The sequence below is a fragment of the Paenibacillus sp. CECT 9249 genome (assembly GCF_918697855.1).
GTDB lineage: Bacteria > Bacillota > Bacilli > Paenibacillales > Paenibacillaceae > MSJ-34.
In genome coordinates this window covers 1-25,991 of the sequence record NZ_CAKKLI010000062.1, presented here as the reverse complement: position 1 = coordinate 25,991, position 25,991 = coordinate 1, and the positions used below count along the sequence as shown (strand labels likewise).

Annotated in this window: 32 protein-coding genes; 25 read left to right on the top strand and 7 right to left on the bottom strand. The window is 48.8% G+C overall.

All coding sequences use genetic code 11. From position 1 onward, the window contains the following. Positions 1-367: 367 nt before the first annotated feature. Positions 368-1,864, bottom strand: a complete 1,497-nt coding sequence (locus LQ229_RS24765) for a monooxygenase (protein ID WP_216540922.1) — start codon at positions 1,862-1,864, stop codon at positions 368-370. 24 nt (positions 1,865-1,888) lie between these two features. Then, positions 1,889-2,299, bottom strand: a complete 411-nt coding sequence (locus tag LQ229_RS24760) for a RidA family protein (RefSeq protein ID WP_230193203.1) — start codon at positions 2,297-2,299, stop codon at positions 1,889-1,891. A gap of 653 nt (positions 2,300-2,952) precedes the next feature. Between LQ229_RS24760 and LQ229_RS24755 the strand changes: the two genes are divergently transcribed. Next, a complete protein-coding gene (locus LQ229_RS24755; RefSeq protein ID WP_216540924.1) occupies positions 2,953-4,134 on the top strand; it encodes a crosslink repair DNA glycosylase YcaQ family protein in 1,182 nt (393 codons plus the stop codon). 4 nt (positions 4,135-4,138) lie between these two features. On the opposite strand, the gene LQ229_RS24750 is transcribed toward LQ229_RS24755, so the two are convergent. Then, on the bottom strand, positions 4,139-4,762 hold the full coding sequence (locus LQ229_RS24750; RefSeq protein WP_230193202.1) for a transposase: 624 nt from the start codon (positions 4,760-4,762) through the stop codon (positions 4,139-4,141). 554 nt (positions 4,763-5,316) lie between these two features. On the opposite strand from LQ229_RS24750, the gene LQ229_RS24745 reads away from it, so the two are divergent. Together LQ229_RS24745 and LQ229_RS24740 are read left to right on the top strand one after the other, a co-directional pair. Then, positions 5,317-6,375, top strand: a complete 1,059-nt coding sequence (locus LQ229_RS24745; RefSeq protein ID WP_230193201.1) for a Gfo/Idh/MocA family oxidoreductase — start codon at positions 5,317-5,319, stop codon at positions 6,373-6,375. Beyond that, a complete protein-coding gene (locus LQ229_RS24740; RefSeq protein WP_230193200.1) occupies positions 6,372-7,229 on the top strand; it encodes a sugar phosphate isomerase/epimerase family protein in 858 nt (285 codons plus the stop codon). The genes LQ229_RS24745 and LQ229_RS24740 overlap by 4 nt, the downstream gene beginning before the upstream one ends. Before the next feature lie 64 nt (positions 7,230-7,293). On the opposite strand, the gene LQ229_RS24735 is transcribed toward LQ229_RS24740, so the two are convergent. Together LQ229_RS24735 and LQ229_RS24730 are read right to left on the bottom strand one after the other, a co-directional pair. Further along, positions 7,294-7,704, bottom strand: a complete 411-nt coding sequence (locus LQ229_RS24735) for an ImmA/IrrE family metallo-endopeptidase (protein WP_230193199.1) — start codon at positions 7,702-7,704, stop codon at positions 7,294-7,296. A gap of 12 nt (positions 7,705-7,716) precedes the next feature. After that, positions 7,717-8,127, bottom strand: coding sequence for a helix-turn-helix transcriptional regulator (locus tag LQ229_RS24730; protein ID WP_216540931.1), 411 nt, complete (start codon positions 8,125-8,127; stop codon positions 7,717-7,719). A 216-nt stretch (positions 8,128-8,343) separates the two neighbouring features. On the opposite strand from LQ229_RS24730, the gene LQ229_RS24725 reads away from it, so the two are divergent. The 20 genes from LQ229_RS24725 to LQ229_RS24635 all read left to right on the top strand — a co-directional run bounded on the left by LQ229_RS24725 (position 8,344) and on the right by LQ229_RS24635 (position 22,647). Next, on the top strand, positions 8,344-8,493 hold the full coding sequence (locus tag LQ229_RS24725; protein ID WP_216540932.1) for a hypothetical protein: 150 nt from the start codon (positions 8,344-8,346) through the stop codon (positions 8,491-8,493). Between the two features lie 13 nt (positions 8,494-8,506). Then, positions 8,507-8,983 carry a sigma factor-like helix-turn-helix DNA-binding protein gene (locus tag LQ229_RS24720; protein WP_216540960.1) on the top strand — a complete coding sequence of 159 codons (477 nt, stop codon included), beginning with the start codon at positions 8,507-8,509 and terminating at the stop codon, positions 8,981-8,983. 158 nt (positions 8,984-9,141) lie between these two features. Beyond that, complete coding sequence (locus LQ229_RS24715) at positions 9,142-9,579, top strand: DUF6838 family protein (protein WP_230193198.1); 438 nt, start codon at positions 9,142-9,144, stop codon at positions 9,577-9,579. Then, on the top strand, positions 9,572-9,769 hold the full coding sequence (locus LQ229_RS24710) for a hypothetical protein (protein ID WP_216540935.1): 198 nt from the start codon (positions 9,572-9,574) through the stop codon (positions 9,767-9,769). Before LQ229_RS24715 ends, LQ229_RS24710 begins: the two co-directional genes overlap by 8 nt. Next, on the top strand, positions 9,770-11,086 hold the full coding sequence (locus LQ229_RS24705) for a phage tail sheath family protein (RefSeq protein WP_230193197.1): 1,317 nt from the start codon (positions 9,770-9,772) through the stop codon (positions 11,084-11,086). A gap of 1 nt (position 11,087) precedes the next feature. Next, the gene (locus tag LQ229_RS24700; RefSeq protein ID WP_216540938.1) at positions 11,088-11,552 is read left to right on the top strand and encodes a phage tail tube protein; all 465 of its coding nucleotides are present in this window, start codon (positions 11,088-11,090) and stop codon (positions 11,550-11,552) included. 23 nt (positions 11,553-11,575) lie between these two features. After that, positions 11,576-11,998 carry a phage portal protein gene (locus tag LQ229_RS24695; RefSeq protein ID WP_216540939.1) on the top strand — a complete coding sequence of 141 codons (423 nt, stop codon included), beginning with the start codon at positions 11,576-11,578 and terminating at the stop codon, positions 11,996-11,998. 56 nt (positions 11,999-12,054) lie between these two features. Further along, positions 12,055-12,180 carry a hypothetical protein gene (locus tag LQ229_RS27200; RefSeq protein WP_290370074.1) on the top strand — a complete coding sequence of 42 codons (126 nt, stop codon included), beginning with the start codon at positions 12,055-12,057 and terminating at the stop codon, positions 12,178-12,180. 4 nt (positions 12,181-12,184) lie between these two features. Then, on the top strand, positions 12,185-14,332 hold the full coding sequence (locus LQ229_RS24690) for a hypothetical protein (RefSeq protein WP_216540940.1): 2,148 nt from the start codon (positions 12,185-12,187) through the stop codon (positions 14,330-14,332). Then, the gene (locus tag LQ229_RS24685; protein WP_216540941.1) at positions 14,332-14,985 is read left to right on the top strand and encodes a LysM peptidoglycan-binding domain-containing protein; all 654 of its coding nucleotides are present in this window, start codon (positions 14,332-14,334) and stop codon (positions 14,983-14,985) included. Before LQ229_RS24690 ends, LQ229_RS24685 begins: the two co-directional genes overlap by 1 nt. A gap of 12 nt (positions 14,986-14,997) precedes the next feature. Continuing rightward, positions 14,998-15,951, top strand: a complete 954-nt coding sequence (locus tag LQ229_RS24680) for a hypothetical protein (protein ID WP_230193196.1) — start codon at positions 14,998-15,000, stop codon at positions 15,949-15,951. Continuing rightward, on the top strand, positions 15,951-16,313 hold the full coding sequence (locus LQ229_RS24675) for a DUF2577 domain-containing protein (protein ID WP_216540943.1): 363 nt from the start codon (positions 15,951-15,953) through the stop codon (positions 16,311-16,313). The genes LQ229_RS24680 and LQ229_RS24675 overlap by 1 nt, the downstream gene beginning before the upstream one ends. Beyond that, positions 16,313-16,720: a DUF2634 domain-containing protein gene (locus LQ229_RS24670; protein WP_216540961.1), complete on the top strand. Its 408-nt coding sequence runs from the start codon at positions 16,313-16,315 to the stop codon at positions 16,718-16,720. The genes LQ229_RS24675 and LQ229_RS24670 overlap by 1 nt, the downstream gene beginning before the upstream one ends. After that, entirely contained in the window at positions 16,713-17,792 is a 1,080-nt protein-coding gene (locus LQ229_RS24665; RefSeq protein WP_216540944.1) for a baseplate J/gp47 family protein, read from the top strand. The genes LQ229_RS24670 and LQ229_RS24665 overlap by 8 nt, the downstream gene beginning before the upstream one ends. Then, on the top strand, positions 17,785-18,369 hold the full coding sequence (locus tag LQ229_RS24660; protein WP_216540945.1) for a putative phage tail protein: 585 nt from the start codon (positions 17,785-17,787) through the stop codon (positions 18,367-18,369). Before LQ229_RS24665 ends, LQ229_RS24660 begins: the two co-directional genes overlap by 8 nt. After that, a complete protein-coding gene (locus tag LQ229_RS24655; RefSeq protein ID WP_230193195.1) occupies positions 18,366-18,650 on the top strand; it encodes a ketopantoate hydroxymethyltransferase in 285 nt (94 codons plus the stop codon). The genes LQ229_RS24660 and LQ229_RS24655 overlap by 4 nt, the downstream gene beginning before the upstream one ends. Position 18,651: 1 nt before the next feature. Continuing rightward, complete coding sequence (locus LQ229_RS24650; protein WP_230193194.1) at positions 18,652-21,321, top strand: hypothetical protein; 2,670 nt, start codon at positions 18,652-18,654, stop codon at positions 21,319-21,321. Between the two features lie 10 nt (positions 21,322-21,331). Continuing rightward, entirely contained in the window at positions 21,332-21,838 is a 507-nt protein-coding gene (locus LQ229_RS24645) for a hypothetical protein (protein WP_230193193.1), read from the top strand. Continuing rightward, the gene (locus LQ229_RS24640) at positions 21,835-21,978 is read left to right on the top strand and encodes an XkdX family protein (RefSeq protein ID WP_216540951.1); all 144 of its coding nucleotides are present in this window, start codon (positions 21,835-21,837) and stop codon (positions 21,976-21,978) included. The genes LQ229_RS24645 and LQ229_RS24640 overlap by 4 nt, the downstream gene beginning before the upstream one ends. A 207-nt stretch (positions 21,979-22,185) precedes the next feature. Next, a complete protein-coding gene (locus LQ229_RS24635; protein ID WP_230193192.1) occupies positions 22,186-22,647 on the top strand; it encodes a hypothetical protein in 462 nt (153 codons plus the stop codon). A gap of 33 nt (positions 22,648-22,680) precedes the next feature. On the opposite strand, the gene LQ229_RS24630 is transcribed toward LQ229_RS24635, so the two are convergent. Together LQ229_RS24630 and LQ229_RS24625 are read right to left on the bottom strand one after the other, a co-directional pair. Next, positions 22,681-23,466 (bottom strand): DUF4367 domain-containing protein, encoded by a 786-nt coding sequence (locus LQ229_RS24630; protein WP_230193191.1) that lies wholly within the window; start codon positions 23,464-23,466, stop codon positions 22,681-22,683. Further along, positions 23,459-24,031: a sigma-70 family RNA polymerase sigma factor gene (locus LQ229_RS24625; protein WP_230193190.1), complete on the bottom strand. Its 573-nt coding sequence runs from the start codon at positions 24,029-24,031 to the stop codon at positions 23,459-23,461. The genes LQ229_RS24630 and LQ229_RS24625 overlap by 8 nt, the downstream gene beginning before the upstream one ends. Before the next feature lie 333 nt (positions 24,032-24,364). Between LQ229_RS24625 and LQ229_RS24620 the strand changes: the two genes are divergently transcribed. Both LQ229_RS24620 and LQ229_RS24615 read left to right on the top strand, forming a co-directional pair. Further along, positions 24,365-24,943, top strand: coding sequence for a C39 family peptidase (locus tag LQ229_RS24620; protein WP_230193189.1), 579 nt, complete (start codon positions 24,365-24,367; stop codon positions 24,941-24,943). Between the two features lie 15 nt (positions 24,944-24,958). After that, positions 24,959-25,867, top strand: a complete 909-nt coding sequence (locus LQ229_RS24615; RefSeq protein ID WP_230193188.1) for a hypothetical protein — start codon at positions 24,959-24,961, stop codon at positions 25,865-25,867. Positions 25,868-25,991: the final 124 nt, after the last annotated feature.

Genomic DNA, 25,991 nt, shown 5'->3' with positions numbered 1-25,991 from the left:
TACAGGATAAATGATGTGAAAAAGTAGACTGGGGACAGGGGAAGAAGATCCCCATACCCCAGCTTACTTTGGTACGTATGAACGGAGATGCACGAACTTAAAGGACGCCGTCAGGCGTTTTTCTTATTGGCGGTTGTGTGGGAAGAGAACCCGCGCGCGTGGGGACGACCGGCCGTGCACACTTCTCCGTATGTACCCGACCAGGCCGCGCGTCAACATCAACCTCCATCCCGCGAGCCGGAGGCTCGCATTTCAATCACTTACATTCCTACCTTTCAAGCAAATTAATTAGAAAAAATTTTTGTTTGAGCATCCTTGGTTTTATGCCTCGAGTTGGAAAGGAGAGACAAGTACGTCCATGCCGGTCTCAACTTGCAGGACCTCCGCACCAGCGGGCAATTCCTTCTTTTATTGTTTGCATTGGATCCGAATCCGATAGGGATACCGCCCAAGCAACATGGCCATCCGGTCGAATTAGTGCCGTGTGGACGTCGATCCAATCCGGTTCGGATTGACCCAAAGAGGCGTGCACCACCTGAAGCGGGCCATCCGTTTCCCATGAATCGGCATTCTCTTCATTCGCATTTAAATGCAAAAGTACAAATTCACCTTGACGCAGAAGCTGATAGGCGTTGATTATTCGCCCTTCGCCTAGTTTCAGGCTTAAATCTTTGAAACGTTTCCCGTTTAACGGATGGGAGGGAGATTCGGCGTCTGCAGCATAATGTACATCCAATGCGGAGATTTGCTCAGCAAGTTGAATATTCGCCTCGGGTATTCGAATCAGATGGGACAGCATATCACGGAGTTCCATGACGGGGGGAGTTACGTCCATCAGCATGGTTTGAACCTGGGTATTTCGAAGCAACGCCGTATTCCATGGGAAACGTTCGTCATGATAACTATCCAGTAACCAGCCTGGAGCCCAGCCTTTGATGGCGCCTGCCAGCTTCCAGCCTAAATTTATCGCCTCTTGCAAGCCAACGTTCATTCCTTGTCCGCCGGCCGGGAAATGGATATGCGCCGAATCTCCGGCCAAAAACAATCGACCGTTGCGATAACGCCCGGCTTGGCGCGTCGCATTCCCAAAGCGGGACATCCATTTCACATCGCGCAAACCTAAATCGCTTCCTGCCGTGCGAATAATCGACGAACGAAACTCCTCCAACGTCAACGCTTCATCTTTCGAGATGTGTCTCCGCTCCAAATCAATCATCAACACCCGGTAGATTTGCTCGTTGATCGGCATAATGCTAACCAAGCCATTTTCCGTAATTCGGGAAATGACGCTCATAGGAGGCAAATCGGACAAAACCGCATCTCCCAGAATGGCTGTAAATGTGGCATCCGAACCTTCAAACGAGATATGGGCATGTTTCCTAACCATGCTTCTTGCTCCATCTGTGCCTACCACATATAAGGCTCTTAGAATCGATTTTCCATCAGGTCCTTCAATTTCAACGTCAACTCCATGTTTATCCTGGTTTACAGATACCGCCTCAAATCCTCTAAGCACCATCACGCCTTGATTAAGCGCCCATTCCTCCAACACTTTTTCCGTCTCGCTTTGGGGTAGAAAAAGCGTGTAATTGGAAGATGAATCGAGTACCGAGAAATTCAAAGGCGTATCCAATCCAGCAAAGTGACCTCTTGACAACGGACGACCTTTGCTCATGAGGTTGCCTTTCAGTCCACGCATGTCCAATATTTCAAGCGTACGAGGATGTACAGTAAGCGCACGGGAATACGGAGTTGTTTCTTTTAAGCGTTCAACAACGCAGACCTTTACGCCGGCTAACGCCAACTCTCCGGCCAACATCATGCCCACGGGTCCACCGCCGATGAGAATAACTTCATAGTTCATGTAAATGTCCTCTTTTCATAATGGTTATGGGAAAATTGCAATAGCGTCTATTTCGATGAGCCATTCGGGCTCGGCTAGCGATTGAACACCGATATAAGTACTTGTCGTCTTCGGCCATTTTTCACCAAACACCTGATAACCGGCATCGAAAACGATCGGAACGAATTCCGGCATATGATTGACCACATAAATATTCATCTTCGCGATGCATAACGGATCGGCTCTTACGGCCTCCAACGCGTGTTTCAGATTAGTAAACGTTTGAATCGCTTGGGCATAAAGGTCGCCTTGACCGACCAATGCTCCTGTTTCATTCACCGCGACCTGACCTGAAATAAAGGCCAGTTTGGAGGCTGTTGTCACCACCACATGGGAAATGACGGACGTTACTTTATCCGTTAATGTCTTCGGATTCACGATCTCCATATCAAACATGCTCCATTTCCGTGTTTATGAATTTTTCAAGAAAAATAGTCTGAAGTGTTATAAAGAAACAACCTCCTTTTTTGGTTTATTGTTTCAATAGAAATAATAATACAACCTATAAAAAATGGTTAACGATAAATAAATCAATAATTATTGTTTCTAATGAAACATTTTTATTGTACAGTCAGTTTCATGCCGTGTCAACCCGACTGGGGAAGATAGAATGCGGCGCGGGAATACGTCGGAAAGAGAAGTTCTGCGCAACCGCTTCGACATCAATTTGACGCTCATCGCGGGTGGACGACCGGCGGGGGCATGTTGTATAAAATACAACATTTCGTCTCCTGTCCATACCGTAATGATGTCTATATTGTACCCTATACAACATATTAGTACTGAAGCGGGCCATTTCGGCCTTGAACATACATTTATGTGTACATTGTACAACGTAGCGCTCAATGCTACCCCCTTTTCCTCTAAAATATTGTATTTTGTACAACATTAGCAACCATCATGTCTGAAAGATTACCTATTGGATGCTAGGATCAGTCGGTAAGTCCTAAATTCCACGGCGAAAGGCTTGAAATCAGCCTGCCCGATCTGTATATTTTAGACAAACGGCATACACCGATGTCGAATCTTGAGCTTATGGAGGTCAAGGTATGGCTGCAATTACACTTACCAAACGCGAAGCTAGAAAATTTTTAGTGTACTATCACGGTTTGTACGGCGAATTTGATTACATTGGAAAAGACGGGGTCATGGCATATATCCGTCGTGCCGGATGCATACAGTTCGATCCGTTGAATGTAGTTGGCATGAATCCGGAGCTTGTATTGCAGTCTAGGGTGAAAGATTTCGACCGGAGCATGCTTTGGGATCTGCTGTATAAGGAACGTAAGCTTATCGATTATTGGGATAAGAATATGTCGATTTTTCCGTTAGAGGACTGGCCGTATTTCCTAAGATGCAGGAACGGCTATCAGGCTTGGTGCAATGCGCATCAGGATGTTGTAGATCGGGTGTACGCGGCAATCGAACAACGGGGGCATTTAAGCTCCGGCGATCTCGATTACAGCGAAAAAGTCGATTGGGCTTGGGGGCCTACAAGACTGTCGCGCGCAGCGTTGGAAGGGATGTATCATGCCGGTCTACTTGCTATTCATCATAAAGAAGACACCCGCAAATATTACGACTTGACGGAACGTCTCATCCCAGAGCAATTGCATGCTATGCCTGATCCCTTTGAAACAGACGAACAATATTATGAATGGTATGTGTATCGTCGGATCGGCAGCGTGGGGCTGCTGTGGAATAAACCAAGCGACGCTTGGCTCGGTATTAGAGGCATGAAAAGCGCCCAACGAAACGAAGCTTTTAGAAGATTGATCGAAAAGGAAAAATTGACGGAAGTCCATGTAGAAGGTTTGCAGTTCCCGCTTTATATACGAAGCGAGGACTTGGATGTCTTGCATAAAGCCTTATCCTACGTTCCGTCGAAGGTACGGTCGAGCATATTGGCTCCGCTCGATAATATGTTATGGGATCGGGGGTTAATTAAAGAGTTGTTCGATTTCGAATATCGATGGGAGGTCTATAAGCCTGTAGCGGAAAGAAAATATGGCTACTATGTACTTCCTGTCCTATACGATGACAAGATTGTAGCTCGCTTCGAACCGGCGAAACAGCGAAAAAATGACCCGTTCTCGATCCAGAACTGGTGGTGGGAAGAGGGGATATCCGTTAACGAGTCCATGCAAGCAAGCCTGATGGAATGCTTCGAACGATTTGCCGCATTTCTCGGTACCCATTTTTATCAAAGGGATGGTACGTTCCTTCGGTAATGCATCATCCTGGTAAGGTGCGCAGTGCTGCGTTCAACAAGTTGGATACTGCTTGCTTAAAAAGCGTTGGACGGGTTCGCCGAAAGTAGTACTCATCGACATAATATTGCAAATATTCAGAACTTACGCCCCGATATACGAAACGGATGAATTGCTGCGCTTTGCGCAGCGTTATTTTCGTCGCGCATTCGACAATAGGTTCCGGTTCGGTTTGGAGGGATTCTTTCGGTTGTTTTATATGCGATAAAGGATGAAAACCGTTGCAACTCTTCATGGCTAGCCGAACGGCGCGCAGCATTCGACTGGCGCTCCGGTAGTTCAGCTTGAGCGTCGCAGCAAGCCGGCTTGCGGTGCAAGGTTCTTCGGACGCAACCCAACAAAAGGTGAAGATCCAATAAGAAAGAGGCAATTTCGTTCCATGCATGACGGTTCCGGCGGTGACGGAAATTTGTGCGCGGCAATCCAGGCACTCGTATAACTGTCGCGTCTTAATATAGGAATAGCGATTGCTGTCGCATCTAGGGCAGAAGAAACTCCCAGACCAACGCATATCGAACAAAAAGGAACGGCAAGCTTCGTCATTATCGAACTGTTTCATAAATTGCGCGAGTTCCAACAATAAGATCACCCAAATGGATATTTTATACTTTTATTATATAGAACAAGTGTTCGTAAATCAAGTTAAATGAAGCAAAAATTTGAAATTTTTATACGGAGTGATGGCATAGAATTTAAGAGGGGTATCTACACAAGTGACATTCTGAGCAAGGTGCCTATATTTTAACGGGTTAAAATATAGGCAGCACACTCAGGAGGCAAAAAACGGAGATACATAATCTGAGCCACAAGAGCTAACTACCTGAGCCACAAGAGCTAACTACCTGAGCCGGAAGAGCTAACTACCTGAGCCGGAAGAGCTAACTACCTGAGTGGGAAGGGTCAACAAGCAATGTAAATGGAAAAACGAGCGTCGAAAACGCAACATGCAACGCCGCGAGGGGCTTCAATCGCTAGACGAGAAGAACAAGATTAAACGGAGGCATTTAAATCCCTTAAGGAATACGTAGATACTCAAGCGCGGATCGAAATTAAAAGCTCAAATGGAAGGAAACCGCTCGCGGTATGGCGAATATTACCATTGCGTAATGCGCTATCAAAAAATGACAAGGGAGAGATTGGCGGATGAATCCGGTACGAGTTGCTGTTATTGGGACAGGATCTATTTCTTCGATGCATTTAAACTCTTATTTTAAGAATCGACAAGCGGAACTTGCGGCAGTATGCGATTTGAATGAAGAGAGAGCCAAACAAGCGGCCGAGAAATACGGCGTCGAACGTACCTACACCGACTATCGCGAATTGCTGGCCGATCCGAATATCGATGCGGTAAGCATATGCACTTGGAACAATTCCCATGCGGACATTAGCATTGCCGCGCTGGAAGCGGGTAAGCATGTTCTCGTGGAGAAGCCGTTATGCCGTACGGTAGAAGAGGCTCTGCGCATCCAAGACGCGGTAAACGCTTCGGGAAAGACGCTGCAGGTCGGATTCGTAAGGAGATACGATCCGAACGCGAAGATGCTTCGCGCCTTTGTCGATCAAGGGGACTTTGGCGACATTTATTTTGCGAAAGCGTCGTCGATTCGGCGGCTCGGCAATCCGGGCGGCTGGTTTGCCGATATGAACCGTTCGGGCGGCGGTCCCTTGATCGATATCGGCGTGCATGTCATCGATTTGTGCTGGTATATGATGGGGCGTCCCAAGCCGGTCTCGGTAAGCGGAAATACGTACCGAAAGCTCGGCAACCGGTCGAACGTCCGTCATCTCTCTTTCTATAAGGCGGCAGATTATGATGCGGAACAGAATACGGTAGAGGATATGGCGAACGCTTTGATCCGTTTTGAAGGCGGAGCGTCGTTGTTGGTAGACGTTAGCTTTACGCTGCATGCCAAAGAAGACCGGACGGCGGTCGCCTTATTCGGCGATCGCGGCGGCTTCGAGATCGACCCGGAAACGATCATCGTTACCGAAAAACACGATACGATCCTTAATATTAAGCCGCAGACGGATTATAAAGAGTTTCAATTTGAGGCGGCTTTTCAAAATGAGATCGATCATTTTATCGACTGTATCCTAAACGGACAAACTCCGATCAGTCCGGTACATGACGGCGTTGAAATCATGAAAATATTGTGCGGCATATATGAATCGGCGGCGAAAGGAGTCGAGATCCGGCTATGAAATTAGGGATCAGCACGTATAGCTTATACCAAGCGATGCAAGCCGGCGAGATGACGCTCCCGGACGTCATCGGCCATATTGCCGAAATCGGCGGGGAACATGCGGAGATTGTGCCGCTCGGCTTCGATCTTAAGGAAAATCCCGAATTAATCGATACGATACGCAACCAAGCCGAAGCATGCGGAATCGAATTGTCCAATTATGCGATCGGAGCCAATTTCGCGGGATTGGACGCGGCGGCTTACGAACGGGAAGTAGAGCGCGTGAAGCGCGAGGTCGACGTTGCCGCGGCGCTAGGCGTCAAACGAATGCGGCATGACGTCGCGTCGTCCGACGAATTATCGATCGGCCGGTTTCTGCAAGAGTTGCCGAAGCTTGCGGAAGCGTGCCGCGAGATCGCCGATTACGCCGCCGGATTCGGCATTACGACGAGCGTGGAAAATCACGGCTATTTCGTTCAACATAGCGACCGCGTGCAGGCATTGGTCAACGCCGTCAACCGTCCGAACTTCCGCACCACGCTCGACGTCGGCAATTTCCTATGCGCGGATGAAAATCCGGCGATTGCCGTAGCGAACAATATCGGCCTCGCGTCGATGGTGCATGTGAAAGACTTCTATTACCGGCCGGCCCATCGTTCGCCGGGCGAAGGATGGTTCCCGACTTCCGGCGGCAATTGGCTGCGCGGAGCCATCGTCGGGCATGGAGATATCGACATTCCGCAAGTGCTGCGGACGGTGAAAGCATCCGGATATGACGGATATATATCGATTGAATTCGAAGGCATGGAAGAATGCCGCAAAGGAACAAAGCTCGGCTTTGACTATGTGAAGCGGATATGGAGCGAAATGTAGAATGTTGAATTAACGATTTGCCGGGAAGCGAGATGTACGCAATATGCGACATTCGCTTCCTTTTTTAGAAGTAAAATTTCTGCATTTCTTCCGGGACGCCGTTGCGGCGAAGAAGGTCGCCGAGCGATTCGCCGAGCCCAAGCTGGTCTCCTGCCGTCAACAGGCGAACAGCGAATTTGTTGGCTTGCCGTTCGTATTTGCCGACATGGAAAAACGATTGCTCGTCCAGCCAAAAACGGCTGAAGCCGGGATGCAAGCGATCATGTCCGAGTTCATGCGCGCAGACGAAGCGCTGCCACGGCTCGTCCAGCCCGTCATGGATGAAAATGCATCTGCGCCGCAGCTTCCTGTAGTAGATGCCGCGGGTACTGCTGCCGAGATCGGCGTAGCGGATATGGATATTCAGGCCTTGGGCGATAATGAAAGGATCGTTTGTTTTGAAACGTCTCATTAATTTGTAAATCAATCTATCCATGGGCGGTCACCCTTAATCTTCGCCTGCGTTGTTAACGGGCTTTTTTTTGCGTTTGTTCATCGCCTTCGCCTCCCAGAAGAACCCGGTCAATACATCCATAATGCGCTGTTTATCCTGTTCGGTGATCGGAACCCCGTCAAACATCAATTCTCCGTCTTCCTCGAGCATTTTTTTGAAGTCGCGCTTATCTTTCGATGTCGCCCACGCAGGAATTTGATGCTCGCGCTCCTCACGGCCGAGCAAAAAATCGACGGATACATGATGATATTCGGCAATTTTCCGGACCATCTCAATATCCGGTTTGGAAATATCGTTTTCCCATGCGTTGTATCGCGGTCGTTTGACGCCGAGAACATCCGCCATTTGATCCTGGGTTAAATGTTTGCCATTCCGCAGCTCTGCTAATATTTTGCCTAACTTCATCGAGGGTTTCCTCCAAACTAAAATGATAAATAAATTATCAAAACCATATTGACGATAAAAATATTATCAAATATAATCGAAATACATAAACGGGGTACAGATTTCCGATTCCGAACGAATCGTTGTTCTTCCGTTGATAATTAAATTATCAGTGGTATTGTACACGATAAACATTTTATCGTCAATGCTATTTTTGCGATGAGAGGAGGGAGAAGAATGGGAAAGGAAGTAGATAAACGCAAGCTGGCGGAACATTTGCAATTATGTGCGGAGATCGCGGGCGGCAAAGCCGACATGAAGGTTGCGGCCGTATTGCGGAATTTGAAAACCGAGCTGGAAGCCGGATTGTTCGATAAAGATTTGTGAGGGGGTAGACATGATGCAGGATATGGTGGATAAGTATAAACAAACGAAAAGGGTGCTGCGGGCGCTGCGTACGCTGAACACGGACCGGGCCGAGCGGGAGGTGATCGGAGGCATGATATCCGATTGCGAATATGTGCTGGAATGGCTAAGAACAGGCCGGCGGCCCGGAAACCGGCGCGGAATCGAGCGCAGGGCGGCCTATCAACGGGAATGTCCCACTGATCCGGCTGTGCTGCATACATATCTCGTTCGTACTTCGGCCGATCGCGCGGAATCGATCCCGAGCGTGTCCGACCGGGATCGCGGCAAGCTGGAAAAGGCGCTGTCCATCCTGACGAAAAGGGAACGGGAGTGTTATTGCATGGTGGTCGGCCAACGTTTGCCCTTTTCCGAAGCCGCCCTATTGCTCGGCATCAAGAAGGGAAGCGTGCAATGGTTCGTGGAATCGGCCCGCAAAAAACTAAAGAATTATGACGTGGCGGCAAAATGATAAAAAACGAAAATAACCCCGTTTATGAGCGATAAACCTCCGTAAAACCGTGAATGGTTGAAGGAGGTTTTTTGTTTGGCGGATTTGCCTTACGAGGCGTTCCCTTACGAATGCCACCATAAAGTGAAAGGCGAAAACGATAAGGAGGTGAATTCCGCATGATAACCGTAAACGATATGCGCATCGGCGTCGTTTCGGCGCTTGAGCGGCTCTTTCCGGACGTTCCGGTGAACAGCGAGGGGAGCGGGCAGGGAACGAGGGGGCCCTGTTTGCATGTGGAGCTGGCATCCGTTTCGCAGGTGCGCATATTCGGGCGCCGATACAAGCGGACTCATTCATTCGTTATCCGCTACATTCCCGGCGAATCGACGCAGGCCTCGAATGACGAGTTCCACGGCAAAGGCGAGCGGTTATGCGAAGGATTGGAGCTCATCGAGGCAGGCGGCGGGTTGTGCCGGGGATCCGACATGAAATACGAAATCGCGGAGGGTGTGCTGCATTTTTCGGTGAACTACGGTTTTCACGTTATGCGCGAGCAAGCGCAAGGGACGAAGATGCGGCATCTCGAACAGGAGGGAACTGTAAAAGATGGCTAAAAAACAATCGGAAGCGAAACCGACGGCAGAACAGGCAGCAAGTTACACGAAGCAGCAATTTCTTGCGTCCAAGCAATTTTCAACCATGCAAAAAGATATGATTAACGCATTATTGAAGGACGGCGAGAAATATACGACCGGACAGGTCGAACGAATGATGGAACAATTTCTAAAAACGGAGGTTTTATAAATGGCAGGAGGCACATGGACAACTCAAAATAAAGTGCGGCCGGGCGTGTACGTCAATGTAAACAGCGCACCGAAGGCGCTTGGAACGATCGGCGAACGGGGCGTAGTGACGATGGCGTTGCCGCTCTCATGGGGGCCGGAGAAGCGGGTGATCGAGCTTCAGGCGGGAGCGGATACATTGCCGACGTTCGGATACGGCATCGCAGAACCGCAAATGCTGCTCGTGCGCGAGGCGCTGAAGCGGGCCAAAACGCTGCTGCTCTACAAGCTGAATGCGGGAACGAAAGCGACGGCTGCGCTCGACAATATGACCGTAACCGCACTGTACGGCGGCGAGCGGGGCAATGACATTTCCGTCGCCGTTCAGAAAAACATGGACGACAATACGAAATGCGATGTGAAAACGTTCGTGGACGGACAGGAAGTAGATTCGCAAACCGCCGCCGATGTGGCGGGCCTTGCAACAAACGGATGGGTCTCGTTCAGCGGAGAGGGTCCGCTTCAAGAAAGCGCCGGCATTGCGCTGGAAGGCGGAACGAACGGCACCGTGACGAATCAGGACCATGCCGATTACTTATCGGCGATTGAAGTATACGACTTTCACACGATGGCGTTGGTGTCGACGGATGCTTCGCTCAAATCGCTGTACGCATCGTTTATGAAACGCCAGCGCAACGACGAAGGCCGCAAGATGCAGTTGGTTGTGGAGAACGATCCGGCAGCCGATCATGAAGGCGTCATTAGCGTCAAAAACGGTGTCGTATTATCGGACGGAACTACGCTGACCGCCGCTCAAGCGACGGCATGGGTGGCAGGCGCGACCGCGGGGGCGAACGCCAATGAATCGCTGACGTACCAAGCGTACGAAGATGCGGTCGACGTCGAACCGCGTTTAACCAACTCGCAGATCGAAGCCGCGCTCCGGAACGGGGAATTCGTCTTCACCCAGTTGAACGGACGCGCGGTCGTCGAGCAGGATATCAACTCGTTTACGTCGTTTGCGCCCGACAAAGGCAAGCCGTTCTCCAAAAACCGCGTCATCCGCGTCATGGACGGTTTGGCAAACGACTATAAGCGTATTTTCGAACAGTTTTATATCGGGAAAGTGGACAATAACGACGACGGCCGCAATTTGTTCCGCAAAGAATGCATCAATCAGGCTCAAATGTATCAGGACATGAATGCGTTGCAAAATTTCGATTCCCAAAAGGACGTGAACGTTCTGCCGGGGGCCGACGGCGACAGCATTTACGTGGAGTTATACGTGCAACCGGTCGATTCGATCGAAAAAATTTACGCAAAGGTGCAGGTGAGATAAAATGGCGTTTTTGAAAGCGAGAGATACGATTTCCGGCCAAGAAGGACGGGCTTACGCAACCGTTAACAACGAAGTGGAAGAGATGTTCTATATTAAATCGCTCGAAGCGAAAGTGGAAAAAGAAAAAGCCGAGGTGAAGACGCTCGGCCGCCGGGGGACGCAGCATAAAGCGACGGGCTGGAGCGGGTCCGGCAATATGACGATTTACTATGTCACGACGCGTTTCCGCCAAATGATGTTCGAATATATTAAGAACGGCGTCGACACGTATTTTGACATCCAAATTATTAACGAGGATCCGGCCTCAAGCATCGGAAAGCAGACAGTGACGCTTAAAGGCGTCAACCTGAACAGCGTCGTGATGGCGTCGCTCAATACGGAGTCGGAAGCGCTGGAAGAGGAAGTCGAATTTACGTTCGAAGATGTGGAAATCGATACGAGCTTTGTTCGCCCCGCATTAGGATAACGAAATAACGGAGGTATGACGAAATGAATGATTTGCAAGCGTTTTTTGCCCAGAATGCGGCGGCGGAAATTACGGAGCCGTTTGTCGTTTCGGAACGTTTTCAAGGAAAAGACGGCAAACCGATCGCATGGACGTTGCGCAGCATGACGGAAGCCGAGAATGAAGAGTGCCGCAAGGCGGCGACCAAACGCGTCAAAGGGAAAAACGGAGTGTATACGCCGGAAGTCGATTTCAACGATTATATGGCCAAAATGGCCGTTGCCAGCGTCACGTATCCGAATTTGAAGGATGCGGATTTGCAGAAATCGTACGGCGTGCTGGGAGCCGAGACGCTGTTGCGGAAAATGCTGCTGCCCGGGGAGTATACGGCGCTCGTGCAGAAGGTCCAGCAGCTGAACGGCTTTGACAAAAACATGGAAGAACTCGTTGACGAAGTAAAAAACTAATTAAAGAGGGCGATAGCGAAGCGAACCTGGCTTACTACGCCCTCCATGAGTTTCATATGATGCCGTGGGAGTTCGTCGAATTGCCGCGGCATCGCAAAGCCGCGCTCGTTGCCATGATCGTGACGAGAGTGGAGAAAGAAAAGAAGGAAATGAAAAAGTCGGGCAACCGAAAGAGGAGGTGAGATCGTGAATATCGACGATTCCATGTTGAGAATGTTTCGGGCACTTCATGTAACGGTCCGAACGACGACAGAGGAGTTCTACGAGATGAAGGGAGCGATGGCGGCCGTGCGAGGCTCGTTCGGGCTCACCGCAGGCGCTATCGCCGGATTTGAGGCAACCAAGCGCAAAATTACGGAGACGACGATTTCGCTCACAGCGCTGGAAGGTCGGTATGAGCGCATGGTACACACGATGGGCAGGGCGGTGCCGGCGTTGCCCGCACCGTCACCTCGCATGTTGCCGGCTGTACCGGCGTTGCCCGCACCGTCGTCCCGCATGTTGCCGGCTGTGCCGAAACCTGCTAAGGTGCTCGCGCTTCCACCCGCCGCGGCATCGTCGGCGATGCTACCGGCCTTGCCTGCGCCGTCGAGCGTACCGACGGTACCGGCGCTTCCGCAGCCCGCGACAGCTCAGCAGAACAAGGCGGCGCAGCCGATGCCGAAGCCGACGCAGAAACCGAAGCCTTCGATGGAACAGTTCGAACAATTCGTAATGAAGACGGCCGGACGCTTGTTCGATTCGGCCAAAAGCATGGCCCAAGCAAGCATCGGCGCCGCATGGGAGCATCAGGCGATCAAGGAGCAGTTCGCCCTCCGGCTCGGAAACGCCGACGCCGGCGTGGCGATGTTCGATCGCTTCAGGCAAGAGGCGCTTCAGGCCGGTGCTGATGCCAAAGAATATTTGGCCGGTTCGCTCAATAACTTAGCCGTTACGAGGGATGCGACACAGGCCAGCCAATTGAACCGCTTCGCCCGCCAGTTGAGTTTGTTTGACAGCCAAGGCGGGGGCTTGGGCGGTTCTTTTGCCGCCGTTCAGGCGGCCGCACAAGGCGACGTCGGCTCGCTCTCCGGGCGCTTCGGGGTATCCGAATCGTTGATTCAGCAATTCAACATCGAAGAGCTGGCCAAATCCGGAGACATGTCAGGATTTATCGCCGCATTCGATCAAATGCTGGAGGCGGCCAATATGGGGCAAGCGGCGCTGGACAGTATGCTAGACTCCCCAACCCGCAAATTGGAGGCGCTGCAAAACAATATCCAAACGATGTTCGCCCAGGCCGGAGAAGGCGCGATCCAAGCGTTCGCGCCGGTGATCGATACCGTTTCGGAGATGTTTGCAAACGGACAGTTCCAAGGATTTTTTGACCTGTTAAGCAACGGACTTTATTTGATCTCTTTGGGGATTGCGGGAGTCGTTGACGGTATGGTTTGGTTTTACAACATATTTAATTCCATCTTCCCTTATATCGAACCGATTGTATGGGCGATCGCGACTGCCTTTGGGGGATACGCTCTTTATTTAGGGATCGTAAGAGCCGTTACTTTAGTAGCTACGGCCGCGCAATGGGCTTGGAACGCCGCAATGACGGCCAATCCCATCGGTTTAATCATTGCGGCGATTTTCGGACTGATCGCAGGATTGGCCATGTTAATCGCTTCAGTAAAGCCCGTTCGCGACATTGTGGCCAATCATTTTCGCAGCATGGGTGAAATTATAAGCGGAATTGTCGGATGGATTATTGATACTTGGACGAAGGGTGTTAATACATTTATCGATATCGTCAATTCTTTTCTGAAAGGCATTAATAAGGTCATTAACGTTGTCGGTGAATTTATCGGGCTTCAAGCCAATGTCGATTTGGAGCTAAAACGCATTGATACTAGCGAATTCAGCGTCAATGTACAGAATTCTATACAAAATACTTTTAATACTGTGGCAGATAATGTAGACAATTTTACCGTAGAAAATATTAAAGCGAAGTTCGACGAAATGAAAGGGAAGCTTACCGGCGGCGACGTGGATATGACCGCTCCATGGAACGGAGGCAAGAATGCCCCCATAAACGACATGCCGCGCAACATCCCCCGCGTCGACGAAGTCGGCCGAGTGGGCGCGATTAACGATACGGTGGATATTGCGAGCGAAGATCTGGTCACGATGCGCGAATTGGCGGAGATGCAATCGATCCAAAACTTCGTTACGTTAACGCCGACCGTACAAGTAACGACAGGCGATGTGCATCGCGAAGCGGATATCGATATTCTCGTCTCCAAAATCGAGTCGAAGCTCGAGGAACAATTCACTTCTTCAGCCCAGGGGGTGTATGCGTAATGACGTATTCTATTTCCCTCCAGTTGGAAGAGGATTATATGCGAATTCCGGTCAATCCCGGGTCGATCGATATTAAGGAGAGCGGCAACAGCAAAACTTACGACGTTGCGGGTTTGGGCGAGATCAATGTGATCGGAAGCCCGCGATTGTCGGAGATCAGCTTCGAAAGTATTTTTCCGGCCGCAAACCATGCATTCGTCGTCGGGAAACATCAGGATCCTTATTCTTATTTATCGAAAATCGAAACGTGGATGGCGCTCAAGCAACCGGTCCGATTCGTATTCGCCGGCTCCACGTTCGACATTAACAAGCTGGTAAGCATCGAAAGGTTCGATTGGCACGAGGCCGGCGGAGCCGTCGGCGACATCCAGTATTCGATCACGCTCAAGAAATATATCCCTTATGCCGCCCGAAAAATGGAAGTGCAGGCCGAAGAAAGCGGGAAACAAGCCGCATCCGCGCAGCAGCCGCCTAGACCGGACAACCGGCCGAAGGCGAAGACTTATACGCTCGTCAAAGGCGATAACCTATGGAAAGTGGCGCAGAAGTTGCTCGGCAATGGCGCCCGGTACAAGGAAATTCAGAAGCTGAACGGGATTAAAGACTCCCAATTGACTAAGTTGCCGATCGGCATGGTCGTCAAATTGCCGTAGGGGGTGCGCGGGATGCTGCAAATTTTGATGGATAGCCGGGACGGCACAATATGGGACGTGTCGGACATCGTATCGGATGTCACTTGGAAGACGAGCCGAAGGGGCAAGGCGTCCAGCCTGGATTTTACCATGCTGAAGGATGAACGTTTCAAATGCGGGAACGGCGATGTCGTGAAGGTGCGTTTAGGCGAACGGGACGTATTTTACGGATATGTCTTCTCGATCGACAGCGGCAAGGATGAGAATATAAAGATTACGGCTTACGATCAGATCCGCTACCTGATGGCGAACGACACTTACGTGTTCGAGAATGTGACCGCCGCGCAAGTCGTGGCAAAAATCGCCGCCGATTTCGGCTTAAGGGCCGGGGCGATGGCGGACACGAAGCATCGGCTGTCTATGATCGAGGATAACAAAAAATTGATCGACATCATTTGCAAAGCATTGGATTATACGTTGTTCGCAACAGGGGAAATGTATGTGCTGCTGGACGATTTCGGACAGTTGACGGTAAGGAACGTCAAGGAGATGACGGTGGATTTTTTCGTAGGCGACCGCAGCCTGATGACGGATTATACCCAGAAGCGGTCGATCGACAACGACACTTATAATCGGGTCAAGATCGTCCAGAACAATAAAAAAACAGGCAGACGCGAAGTTCATATCGAACAGCACAGCGGCAATATTGCGAGATGGGGGCTGCTGCAATTATACAAAACGGCCGACGAGGAGAAAAATGCCGCGCAAATTCGCGAGGAACTGGCTTCGCTGATGAAGTTGAAGAACAGGGAGCAGAGAACGCTCAGCGTCGAGGCGCTCGGCGATATTCGAGTGCGTGCCGGATGCTTCGTCCCGATCGCCATTGAAGAATTGGGTTTGAACCAGTATTTTCTCGTGGACGAATGTACTCATAAAAATATAGGCGATGCCGCGCATACGATGTCTTTGGAATTGAAGGTGATATAATGGCGCTCATTGATTTGATCAAAAAAGCGGGAGTCGGAGCGGTGGACGCATCCAACCCGGTATCGGTCGTGTTCGGCACGGTGACGCAAACCGATCCGCTTGAAGTGAACGTCGACCAGAGGTTTGTTTTGACAGAGGGGTTTTTAATCGTTCCGGAACGGCTTACGAGACATGAAGCGGATCTAAGTCATACGCATGAATTTGAAGACGATAACGGCGCTTCCGTCGTCACGAAACCGACAGGCAAGGCGCTTAGCAATAAGCTGGTTCTGCGCGAAGGTTTGCAGGCAGGCGATCGCGTGCTGCTGCTGCGGGTGCAAGGGGGACAACAATTCGTCGTTCTCGATAAGGTGGTGGCATGATGGCGGTTCCGCAAGGTGCGACGCTCCATGCCGGCGACGAATTGGAAATCGTTCGGCAGCCGAGCTTAACATACAGAATCGATTGGAAAAATAAGCGGATCGCCGGCATGATCGACGATCTGGATGCGATTCGCCAAGCCGTTGTCAAAATATTGCAAACGGAACGGTTTCTCTATTTGATCTACACGACAGACTACGGAACCGAATGGAACGGATTGCTGGGGAAAGACCGGTTGTACGTGCAGTCCGAACTGAAACGCCGCGTCAGGGAAGCTTTGCTGCAGGACGAGCGGATTACGGACGTGGACGATTTCCGGTTCCGGTTTGACGGCGATGCCGCGACCGTCGCGTTCACAGTTGTTTCGATCTACGGAAGCTTCGAGCAGGAGGTGAGAAGGAATGGTTGATCTGCAAACGTATGACGCGATTCTGAAACGAATGCTCGACCGCGTGCCGACAGGCTTGGACAAGCGGGAGGGCAGCGTCATTTACGACGCTTTGGCGCCGGCGGCGGCGGAGTTGGCTCAGATGTATATGGATCTGGACATCCATACGAACCTGTCTTTTGCCGATACGGCAAGCGGCGAATATTTGGAGCGCCGGACGATGGAGCACGGGATTAGCCGCCAACCGGCTACGAAAGCCCGGCGCAAAGGGCTGTTTTACGGCAATGGCGGGATACCGTTGGACGTTCCGATCGGCAGCCGTTTTTCGATCGGGGAGTTGAATTATATTGTTGTCGACCGTCTCGGGTCCGGCCAATTTGCGCTGGACTGCGAAACGCCTGGCAGCGGGGGGAATCGGCAATTTGGGACGATGCTGCCGATCGACTATATCGGAGGGTTGGTTCGGGCCGAACTGGCGGACGTTCTGATGCCCGGGGAAGACGAAGAGGACGACGAATCGCTGCGGCAGCGGTTTATGTCGGCAATTAACGAGCAGCCCTTCGGGGGCAATATTTCCGATTATAGCGTGAGAATCAATCGCATTCCCGGCGTCGGCGGCGTAAAAGTATTCCCCGTTTGGCAAGGCGGCGGCACGGTGAAATGCACCGTGATCGCAAGCAATTACGATCCCCCGGCCAAGGCGCTAATCGACGAAGTGCAAGCGATCGTTGATCCGGCGGACCATAGCGGCGAAGGTTTGGGAACCGCTCCGATCGGACATCAAGTGACGATTGCGGGAGCGAAAGGGGCGAATATTCGCGTAGATACGACGGTCGCGCTGGCGGCGGGGATGACTGCCGGTCAAGTGCAAGCGGAGATCGAAGCCGTTATCGCCGCTTATTTTCTGGAATTGCGGAAGGAGTGGGCGAAACAAACGAGATTGACGGTCCGCATCTCGCAAATTGACGCCCGAATTTTAACCGTACCCGGAGTAGAAGATGTAAGGGATACGCAGTTGGACATGATCGCGGACAACATGACGCTGGACGAAGAAGAGATCCCGTTGCTGGCGGGGGTGGGCGTCCATGAATAGAATTACGCAATATTGGCCGGCGTATTACGACGATGTCACGGAATTTCATGAGATTGCGGGGACCGAAAGCATAGAATTGGAAGAGATGCAGCGGACGCTGCAGCAATTGCTGGACGATCAATTCGTGATGACGTCGCGCGAGCGAGCTGTAAAGCGCCGGGAGCAAATGCTGAACATTCAAGCCGATCCGTCGGCGGAAAGCCTGGATTTCCGGAAAAAACGGATCATCAATCGTTATTCCACCAAGCCGCCGTTTACGGCCCGTTATTTGCAGGAACGCCTCGATTTTCTTGTCGGCCCGGGGCGGGCGATGACGAGTATCGATGTGCAGCGTTTTGTCGTAAGTGTAACCGCGGCCGTAACAGACGCTTCCGTATTTAAAGAAATCGAATATACGGTGAAGACGACGAAACCGGCAAATATGGTCTATCGGCAGGAGACGGCGCTGGAAGATGCGTTCGCTCTCGAGGAACGGATCTCGATGCAAACGCTGACCCGGGAAACGAAACTTTCCACGTCATGGCGTCTTGGCGCAACGCCCTTCGCGACGGTGGGGCCGGAGGTGGAGATAAAATGATAACGACGCGCTTTTTGAGCGAAATTGCCGGTTTTACGAATCGGCAGATCAATAAAGTTGTATTGAACGGCGGCTCGTTTGAAATTGCCGATTTTGAAATCAAGCAAGTGAGGGATAATGTCGTATCGATGAAATATATGGTTCCTTTCGGCTCGGTGAATGCTGTCACCAATATCGAGCTTCAAAGCTCGGACGGCACTACGATCAGTTCGAACGAGGTCCGTATCCCCATCGCGGCGGATACGCTGTTGCTGCAATTAATTACCGTCAAGGAGGTGTAACATGAACATGTCATACACAGGAAAGACAGATTGGAAATATGACGACCTGGTCACAGAGCAAGATTGGAACCGGATCGAAGCGGGAATCGTGGATCACGAAACTCGGATCACGGACAACGAATCTCGCATTACGGACAACGAGGCACACATCGCGAACCACGAATCTCGCATCGACGCCGTCGAAACCGATCTCTCCGACGCCCCGTCGGCAGAGCTCACGCTAACCCACGGTATGCAGGTGGTGACGGCACCGAGGAAATCGCCGTTCCGCATGCAGAGCCTGCGGGGGCGGACGTTTTTGAATATTATATCAGGTGGAGATTGCGAAAGTATAAGTCCTTCTTGGTCGCAATATCAAGTAAATCTTAGTCTTGATAATACATGGAAAAATGAGGGGACTTATTCAATTAGGGCTACAGCTAGCCAAACAAGTACGACAGCCGGGGCCCAATTAAATATGGGAAATACTAGTACCCTGGTCGGAAGTCACTTGATTGCAATGAAGGTAAAAGTTTCCACTAGCCAATCAGCACATATGTTATTAAACGCTGGGGTGATATTAGGCAGGACTTTAAAAACAGGGGAAGATGGTACGTTATATGCCGTTGTTGACAATATCCCTCAAAATAGCCGGGTAGGCATTCGAATTGCCTCTTCAGAAGAAGGTCAATATGTAAACATTGATAGTTTGAGAATTTACAGGATAACCTCTGAGGAAAAAGCATATATTAATTCGCTTTCAGATAAAGATGGACAGGCATATGTAGATAAAAATTACCCATATATTAAAGGAATGTGCCACGTCCAAAACCCGTATATCCAACGATATGGGGAGAACTTATTGCCGCCGTTTTCGGAGTGGGAAGGTTTTACAGCATTTGATGTCAAGTATAAAATTATTGATTCACATCAAGCTAAAATCACAAGGGACTCTATTGATAATTATTATTATTATTTTAAATCACCTAAAATTATAGTCGGTAATTGTAATTATACAATCTCTTCTGGAATTGAAATATCGGGATTATTAGGTGGAAAAGGTGCATATTTACAAATATTATACTACGATAAATATGATGAATTAATTGTTCCAAATCAAGAAATGTTTTTCACAGAAAGTGGAAGGGAAGTGTTGGTGACCACCCCCCCAGTAAATGCCAGTTATATGCATGGTGTACTAGGTATCGACAGGGAATCTACTGGTACAGTTAAATTTAGCAACCCAATATTAAATGTAGGTTATCAGCCCCTCCCGTTTGTACCGAGTGAAGACTCATTACTTGTATTTCCCAACGTCACACTATGCTCAAATGGTGATGGAACACTTTATGATGAAATATATGAGCAGGACGGACGGTTTTATAAGCGGGCGCAGTTTAAGGCATTGGATTTGGATGGGGCGCTGGACTGGAAATTACAATGGGGACTATCACCGGGGAATAAATTGTTGAGAATTGACATTAGAGGGCTATCGTTTATTCCTAACACAGATTTATCCAAATGGTTTAAGGCTACAAAATATGATGGAACGTTGTTAGGCTATGGTCAAGGTGTAGATCAACTTGATCACGATTCATCGGATGGTTTATATATTTCCGTTTCCAATGCTGACAGTGGATGGGGAGACGACTATACACCAACTTCGGACGAAATCAAAGCGTATTTTTATGGGTGGAAGATGTATGACACCTCTAACGCCGACGCATCCAATATATATAATCGGACAGATGGTTTAGGTAAAGGATGGGTGTATAGACTCGTTGATGTGCTTTGGGGACCTGCTGTAACCAATGTACCAACTACACAAGCACCTATAAATTCAAAATGGCAACCTTATAAGCTTCGATACCAACTCGCAACGCCCATCATGGAAGAAGTCCAATCCGTAGGCGAGGTTACATTGCTTGAAGGGCAGAATCAAATCGAAGTCGGCTGCGGGATGATCTTGCGGGAGAAGGCGAATCCGTTGTTTCATCCTCCCGGGAACGCTTGGTTTATAAACAATGTCGTGGAGGGTTGGGAAAGCACGCGATTTAAGTACAAAGCGAAAAAAATATTGAACATTTATAAAGACTCAAATATAGATACTCAAAAATGGTTCATTGAGGCGATTCTTGGTTATGGAAACGAGCGAGGCTATATCAATAACTCTAACTACGATCCAACCGCCGTATATACTGTTGACTATATCGCATTCAGACCATTTGCGTCGATACCGCAGATCGCCGGCTCTTACGGGACGACGTTGAAAAACGTTGTTGATCGGCTTGTTGATCGAGAAGCGCAGCTAGCGGAACGGGTTGGCGTCCTAGAATCGGCCAAAGCTGATAAGTACCCAGCGCCGCCGCAATGGATCGCCCCGACGTTGCTTAATGGATGGGTTAATTTCGGCGGCACGACTGCTCCGATTGCATATTTTAAAGACGAATTGGGATTTGTGCACATAACGGGAACTATTAAAGACGGTAAAATCGGCTATGATCCTGTTTTTATTCTTCCAGAGGGATATAGAGTAAAGGCAACTATTAATGTACCTATTTTTACGTCTAAAGGGTCTAATACAATCACAGGCGCTGTTGAAATAATAAGGAGCGGAGGATTAAGAGTGTGGAGTGGATTAAATGGTTTTGTGGATTTAAGTGCTATTCCCCCATTCCTCGCCGAAAACTAGGAGGTGCAACATGAAAGAAGCAATCATAACCGACCTACACGGATATATGACGGACGTAACGCTTGTCGCCGATGCGGTGTCAGGCGTTTTTCCTATCTACGACGGACCTGTTGAGGAAGTGGCGGAGCAGGAAAAAAACGGAGGGAAGTCGCCCGAAGGTCCGGAGGAGGTTGATCCGAGCCATATCGGCTACACCGTAGCCGTGCCTGTTCCGCCCGGGTTGTACAAGCCGCGCTTCGATATCGAAGCATGGAAGGCTGCGGGGCAAACAGCGGAGGAGCGGGAGTCGAGCCCGATCGATCTGACGTCGCTTTGGAACGAGGGGCTGACCGCCGAGGAAATCGACGAATTGCGCAATCGGCCGCAGCCGACTTCGCCAACCGATCTCCTGGGCCAAGAACTGGCCCTGATGAAGCTTCGGAACATGCGGCAGCAGGCCGTCATCGACGGTCTCGGGAAGGAACTGACGAAGGCAAAGATTGAAATGATCGAAATCAAAGGAGGGCGAACGGCATGAGCTTCTGGAAATTGGCGTTCGATATGAAATGGATCGATGCGCAAGGGTTGAAAGGCGCGGTCATCACGGAGAGCAATCCCTTTGGCGAGATTACAGCGGAACAATATGCGGAAATTACAGGAATGGAGTACAAAGCTTAACAGTCCCGGTCGAGGGGCAATTTTGACTTTTTAGAAGCTATCATTTTCGGGGCGGGAGCACAATTCTCCCGCCCCTTTTGATAGTAGTGCGGTAAGAATAAGGAGATGAAAAATAGAGGAGAAGTGGAAATTACTTGCAAGTAAGCGTCAATTTTTTTGAGGATAAGACGTTTACTATACAGTTCAAATTTTAAGGAGGAATGAATAATGAGACCATTTTGTTTTAAAGCTGCAATCATGACCTTGTTAGCGCTTGCTCTAGCCATGCCTGGACAAGCTATGGCGGCACAAACGGGTCCGCCGCCGGAAATCGTATCTCCATTGACTCAATTTGATCCCAATTTCGATTATCTGGAAAACGGTTCTTCCTATGTCAGTTATAACGGAAAGGGAAAGGCAAGCATATGGGGCGAAACCATTGCAACTCGTCGAGTTGATAAAGTCGGGGTGCAACTGATTTTACAGCGTTGGACAGGAAAAGAATGGATTGATGTGTTTAAAGGAGAAAAGGCGGAACTGAGCGATTCTTCCCGTATTAATAAGACGATTGATAATCTGTCGGTCACGAGCGGCTACTATTATCGGGTGAAGGCAATCCACTGGATCAGCTACGGCAGTACCAAGGAAGAAGGCACACGATACTCCTCATCCTTGTTAATTCCGGATTAATGCAAAAACGGACAAGGAATCCCCTTGTCCGTTTTACTTTAAAGATCGACCAATCTTGATCACGTCTTCTTTCGTGATCGGGCCGGATATATAAACTTTGATTCGGTCTTTGGCCAACCATTCCAAACTTGCCATGCTGCCTTGATGAGCTACGAATACTATGGCAGGGTATTCTCCTACGTAAACGTCAAAAAAGTCCCCGGAACTGTGATTGATGTCGGTTTTTATCGCTCCCGTTTTCCCTTCGATTTTTCGTTGGCTGATTTTTAATAACTCGCCTGTTTGATGATCGATGTACTCTAAATAGACATCATTATACATGCCGCTTGTTTCTTTTGTAATAAATACGGCGTCTAGATTGAATTTTTCCGGTATATAGGATGGAATCAGCAGTGTGAAAGCCAGTTTATTTCTTGCATCTTCCAAGCCGGTTTTCTCCAAAGGCAAGCTGCTGCCCGGATGAATGTCGGAAAGATCCAGTTCTTCCTCAGGAGGCAAAGTTTTGGCACGTGTAGAATCCTGTTCCGGGTCCTCATGGAATATTTCTATCAGTTCCCCCTGAACCTTTTTGAATAATGTGGCCATTGTGGCATAAACGGAAGGAAAACTGTAATTTAGAAAAAAACTAAAAACAAAAGAACAAGCGATCACAGCCGTACTTATTTTTATTCGTCGCAGCCACATTTTACGGCGACTTCTTTTCTTTAACTTGGCTTGTACTTGCAGCCAGGATTCCTTTCCTTTGGGGATTTCTACACTGGCGTGGTTATGTTTCAGCATTTCTTTCAGTTTGCGATCATCTTGTTCTACATTATTCATTTCGATCAACCCATTTCCTCGAGAAGTAATATAATAATTTCTTACGCGCCCTTGTCAGAATTTGGGCTATAGCTTGCTCTGAGACTTGCAATTCCTCCGCAATTTCCTTACATGATTTTTCCTCGATATAAAAGAGAAACAACACAATTCGGTACTTTATATTCAACTGATTAAGGGCATCGTGAAGCGTTTCGTCACGAATTTGCCGTTCGACTTGATCGGCCACAGCCAATTGCTCGGTCGGGTAGAAGAACTCATCTTCTTTAACGAGTTCCAGATCGGAAACATGCCGGTATTTTTTATTTTTTTTCAACATGTCAAATGCGGTATTCCGGGCCACCCTCTTCAGCCATGCCTTCATATTTGTTGTATTTTCCAATCCAGGCGCTTTTTCAATTGCTTTTAAGAAAGATTCCTGTACGACATCCTCGGCCAATCCATGATCCCTGAACAAAAAATAAATGTCATGATAGATCAATTCCCGGAATGAATGATAAATCAATTCTTGAGATGCGTTGTCCAGGTAATGGAAATTGCTGCGTAAGAAAGTGAGCCATTGCTCCATATGTACCTCCAACACCTTGATTGGATCAGATTTTTTCTCTTCATATATAAAACGCCTTATGTTTATGATAATTTCCCTTTTTCCATTAATGGATTTTTCTATTAAAAAAGAACCTTATACATTTTTTGTCATGTTTGCTTGGGATAGATCGTTATGGTAGTAGAGATTCGCTCATGAAGCCCAAAGTGTATTGGTGCGGATCTCGGCAACCCGATTTGGACAGCAAGAACCACTTGAAAAGATAAAACTGTTGTCGAACAGGAGGTGGGACATTAATTCGTAGTAGCGGCTTGTTTTTGAGTTTGTAAAACATTGATTATGGAGGGAAGAATGATGAGGAAATTGAAATCGAAGCATCTCATGTATTTATGTGCTGTATTTGTTACGAGCTTCACATTATTCGTTGGTTCTGCCGGCGTTTCCGCCGCATCGAAGACGCTTTCGCTCACAAGAATACAACAAGCGAAAACAAATTGGTGTTGGGCCGCCGCAAGCGAAATGGTAGGGAAATACAAAAATAGTTCGACGACAAAAACGCAATGGGATGTTGTTCTCCAGGAAAAAGGAAAAGATTATCCCAATGTCGGGGGCACGGTCTCCAACATAAAAAATGGCATCAAGCTGGTCGGCGGAAATAAAGTAACGGTTACCGACAGTTCGTCGCCTCTTTCATTCGCCACAATTCAAAGTCAAATTGATTCTGCCAATCCTTCGGTGATGTGGATCGATTGGAATAGCGGCGGTGCGCATGTGGTGGTTTCCGCAGGATATGATACGACGGATAGCAAAGTCTATGCTGTCGATCCATGGGAGGATATTTCCAATCAATATTATAAATACGATGCCTTAGTAAAGGGGACGACACTCGCCAGCGGGACAGGAAAGTATACAAAATCGATCTATCTTAAATAAGGGAGGGTGCATGATATGAAAAAGTTAATGGCGGCGCTTTTTATGGCCATCTTTCTCTGCTCTTCTTTGAATGGCGCTACTTTTGCCTTTGGAGGGGAAAATGTGAACCGGGAAAAATTGAAAGACTCGAAAGATCAAGAGCAGATTGTAAATCTTGCGGATGACATTGTACAGTTTGTCAACTCGGTGGTACCTGATAGCAATGTAAACCGTGAAATAACGCAATCCGATATTCATTTTGACGATGCGGTCAAAATATATGTAGATTTGGATGTGTTTCGCATAGAGAACACGAAGGAAGAACTCAAGCGCCGTTTAGAAACGGCCGAATATATGTGGGAACTTCCAATCTACGTCGACTCGTCCACAATAATGGTCAATATCAGCAGAGTTAAAAAAGCGACGGACGATGTCAAACCGTTATTAACGCCCGAGCAAATTGAGTATGCGGAAATAAACGAGGGAAATTGGGAAGTTGCGGGAGTGAAGACTTATCCGATGCATATCAACTATTTTGAATATAACATGGATCATTTGAATAAGATTTCGCCTGCCGAAACCCCGAGTAATGAGGTATACATGATCGGCGGAATCCCCAATGTCAGAATTCCCGTAATTCTGCTTGTCGACGAAGCGATCGAACAAGTTATCTTTACCAGTAAACCGGTAGCCCCGGAAAATATAGATTCAAAAAGCTTGTCGAGTTATAACAACCTGCAATCCAATACCGCTTACAGCTTCGATGAGGTGGCAAGCTTCATGAAACAGCTTCCGGCTGATGCCGATCAAGATGTGGCGACAGGGGCAATCGGTCAGGAAAGTGCCCCAAAGAAAGATAACTTGTTCATTTATGCAGGTGTTGGTGTGGTTGCAATCTTGATCATTGCATTTGTTGTATATAGAAAATTTCAAACGAAGAGTTAAAGTCCAGCGGTAAGATGTCAAGCCCCTGATTCATGAGAATTGGAAATTTACTTTAAGGAACAGGTCAATGAGTCAGGAAAAAAGACAACACCAAACTAAACCCAGTTCAAAAATCGAGTTTTTA

Bases quoted from the DNA above. Each gene is read 5' to 3' on its own strand.
- LQ229_RS24650 (WP_230193194.1), top strand. From the start codon at position 18,652: ATGAACATGTCATACACAGGAAAGACAGATTGGAAATATGACGACCTG.
- LQ229_RS24685 (WP_216540941.1), top strand. From the start codon at position 14,332: ATGACGTATTCTATTTCCCTCCAGTTGGAAGAGGATTATATGCGAATT.
- LQ229_RS24695 (WP_216540939.1), top strand. From the start codon at position 11,576: ATGAATGATTTGCAAGCGTTTTTTGCCCAGAATGCGGCGGCGGAAATT.
- LQ229_RS24710 (WP_216540935.1), top strand. From the start codon at position 9,572: ATGGCTAAAAAACAATCGGAAGCGAAACCGACGGCAGAACAGGCAGCA.
- LQ229_RS24670 (WP_216540961.1), top strand. From the start codon at position 16,313: ATGGCGGTTCCGCAAGGTGCGACGCTCCATGCCGGCGACGAATTGGAA.
- LQ229_RS24725 (WP_216540932.1), top strand. From the start codon at position 8,344: ATGGGAAAGGAAGTAGATAAACGCAAGCTGGCGGAACATTTGCAATTA.
- LQ229_RS24655 (WP_230193195.1), top strand. From the start codon at position 18,366: ATGATAACGACGCGCTTTTTGAGCGAAATTGCCGGTTTTACGAATCGG.
- LQ229_RS24615 (WP_230193188.1), top strand. From the start codon at position 24,959: ATGAAAAAGTTAATGGCGGCGCTTTTTATGGCCATCTTTCTCTGCTCT.
- LQ229_RS24755 (WP_216540924.1), top strand. From the start codon at position 2,953: ATGGCTGCAATTACACTTACCAAACGCGAAGCTAGAAAATTTTTAGTG.
- LQ229_RS24620 (WP_230193189.1), top strand. From the start codon at position 24,365: ATGAGGAAATTGAAATCGAAGCATCTCATGTATTTATGTGCTGTATTT.
- LQ229_RS24720 (WP_216540960.1), top strand. From the start codon at position 8,507: ATGCAGGATATGGTGGATAAGTATAAACAAACGAAAAGGGTGCTGCGG.
- LQ229_RS24745 (WP_230193201.1), top strand. From the start codon at position 5,317: ATGAATCCGGTACGAGTTGCTGTTATTGGGACAGGATCTATTTCTTCG.
- LQ229_RS24665 (WP_216540944.1), top strand. From the start codon at position 16,713: ATGGTTGATCTGCAAACGTATGACGCGATTCTGAAACGAATGCTCGAC.
- LQ229_RS24645 (WP_230193193.1), top strand. From the start codon at position 21,332: ATGAAAGAAGCAATCATAACCGACCTACACGGATATATGACGGACGTA.
- LQ229_RS24640 (WP_216540951.1), top strand. From the start codon at position 21,835: ATGAGCTTCTGGAAATTGGCGTTCGATATGAAATGGATCGATGCGCAA.
- LQ229_RS24630 (WP_230193191.1), bottom strand. From the start codon at position 23,466: ATGAATAATGTAGAACAAGATGATCGCAAACTGAAAGAAATGCTGAAA.
- LQ229_RS24700 (WP_216540938.1), top strand. From the start codon at position 11,088: ATGGCGTTTTTGAAAGCGAGAGATACGATTTCCGGCCAAGAAGGACGG.
- LQ229_RS24705 (WP_230193197.1), top strand. From the start codon at position 9,770: ATGGCAGGAGGCACATGGACAACTCAAAATAAAGTGCGGCCGGGCGTG.
- LQ229_RS24760 (WP_230193203.1), bottom strand. From the start codon at position 2,299: ATGTTTGATATGGAGATCGTGAATCCGAAGACATTAACGGATAAAGTA.
- LQ229_RS24765 (WP_216540922.1), bottom strand. From the start codon at position 1,864: ATGAACTATGAAGTTATTCTCATCGGCGGTGGACCCGTGGGCATGATG.
- LQ229_RS24730 (WP_216540931.1), bottom strand. From the start codon at position 8,127: ATGAAGTTAGGCAAAATATTAGCAGAGCTGCGGAATGGCAAACATTTA.
- LQ229_RS24635 (WP_230193192.1), top strand. From the start codon at position 22,186: ATGAGACCATTTTGTTTTAAAGCTGCAATCATGACCTTGTTAGCGCTT.
- LQ229_RS24740 (WP_230193200.1), top strand. From the start codon at position 6,372: ATGAAATTAGGGATCAGCACGTATAGCTTATACCAAGCGATGCAAGCC.
- LQ229_RS24625 (WP_230193190.1), bottom strand. From the start codon at position 24,031: ATGGAGCAATGGCTCACTTTCTTACGCAGCAATTTCCATTACCTGGAC.
- LQ229_RS27200 (WP_290370074.1), top strand. From the start codon at position 12,055: ATGATGCCGTGGGAGTTCGTCGAATTGCCGCGGCATCGCAAAGCCGCG.
- LQ229_RS24660 (WP_216540945.1), top strand. From the start codon at position 17,785: ATGAATAGAATTACGCAATATTGGCCGGCGTATTACGACGATGTCACG.
- LQ229_RS24735 (WP_230193199.1), bottom strand. From the start codon at position 7,704: ATGGATAGATTGATTTACAAATTAATGAGACGTTTCAAAACAAACGAT.
- LQ229_RS24680 (WP_230193196.1), top strand. From the start codon at position 14,998: ATGCTGCAAATTTTGATGGATAGCCGGGACGGCACAATATGGGACGTG.
- LQ229_RS24675 (WP_216540943.1), top strand. From the start codon at position 15,951: ATGGCGCTCATTGATTTGATCAAAAAAGCGGGAGTCGGAGCGGTGGAC.
- LQ229_RS24715 (WP_230193198.1), top strand. From the start codon at position 9,142: ATGATAACCGTAAACGATATGCGCATCGGCGTCGTTTCGGCGCTTGAG.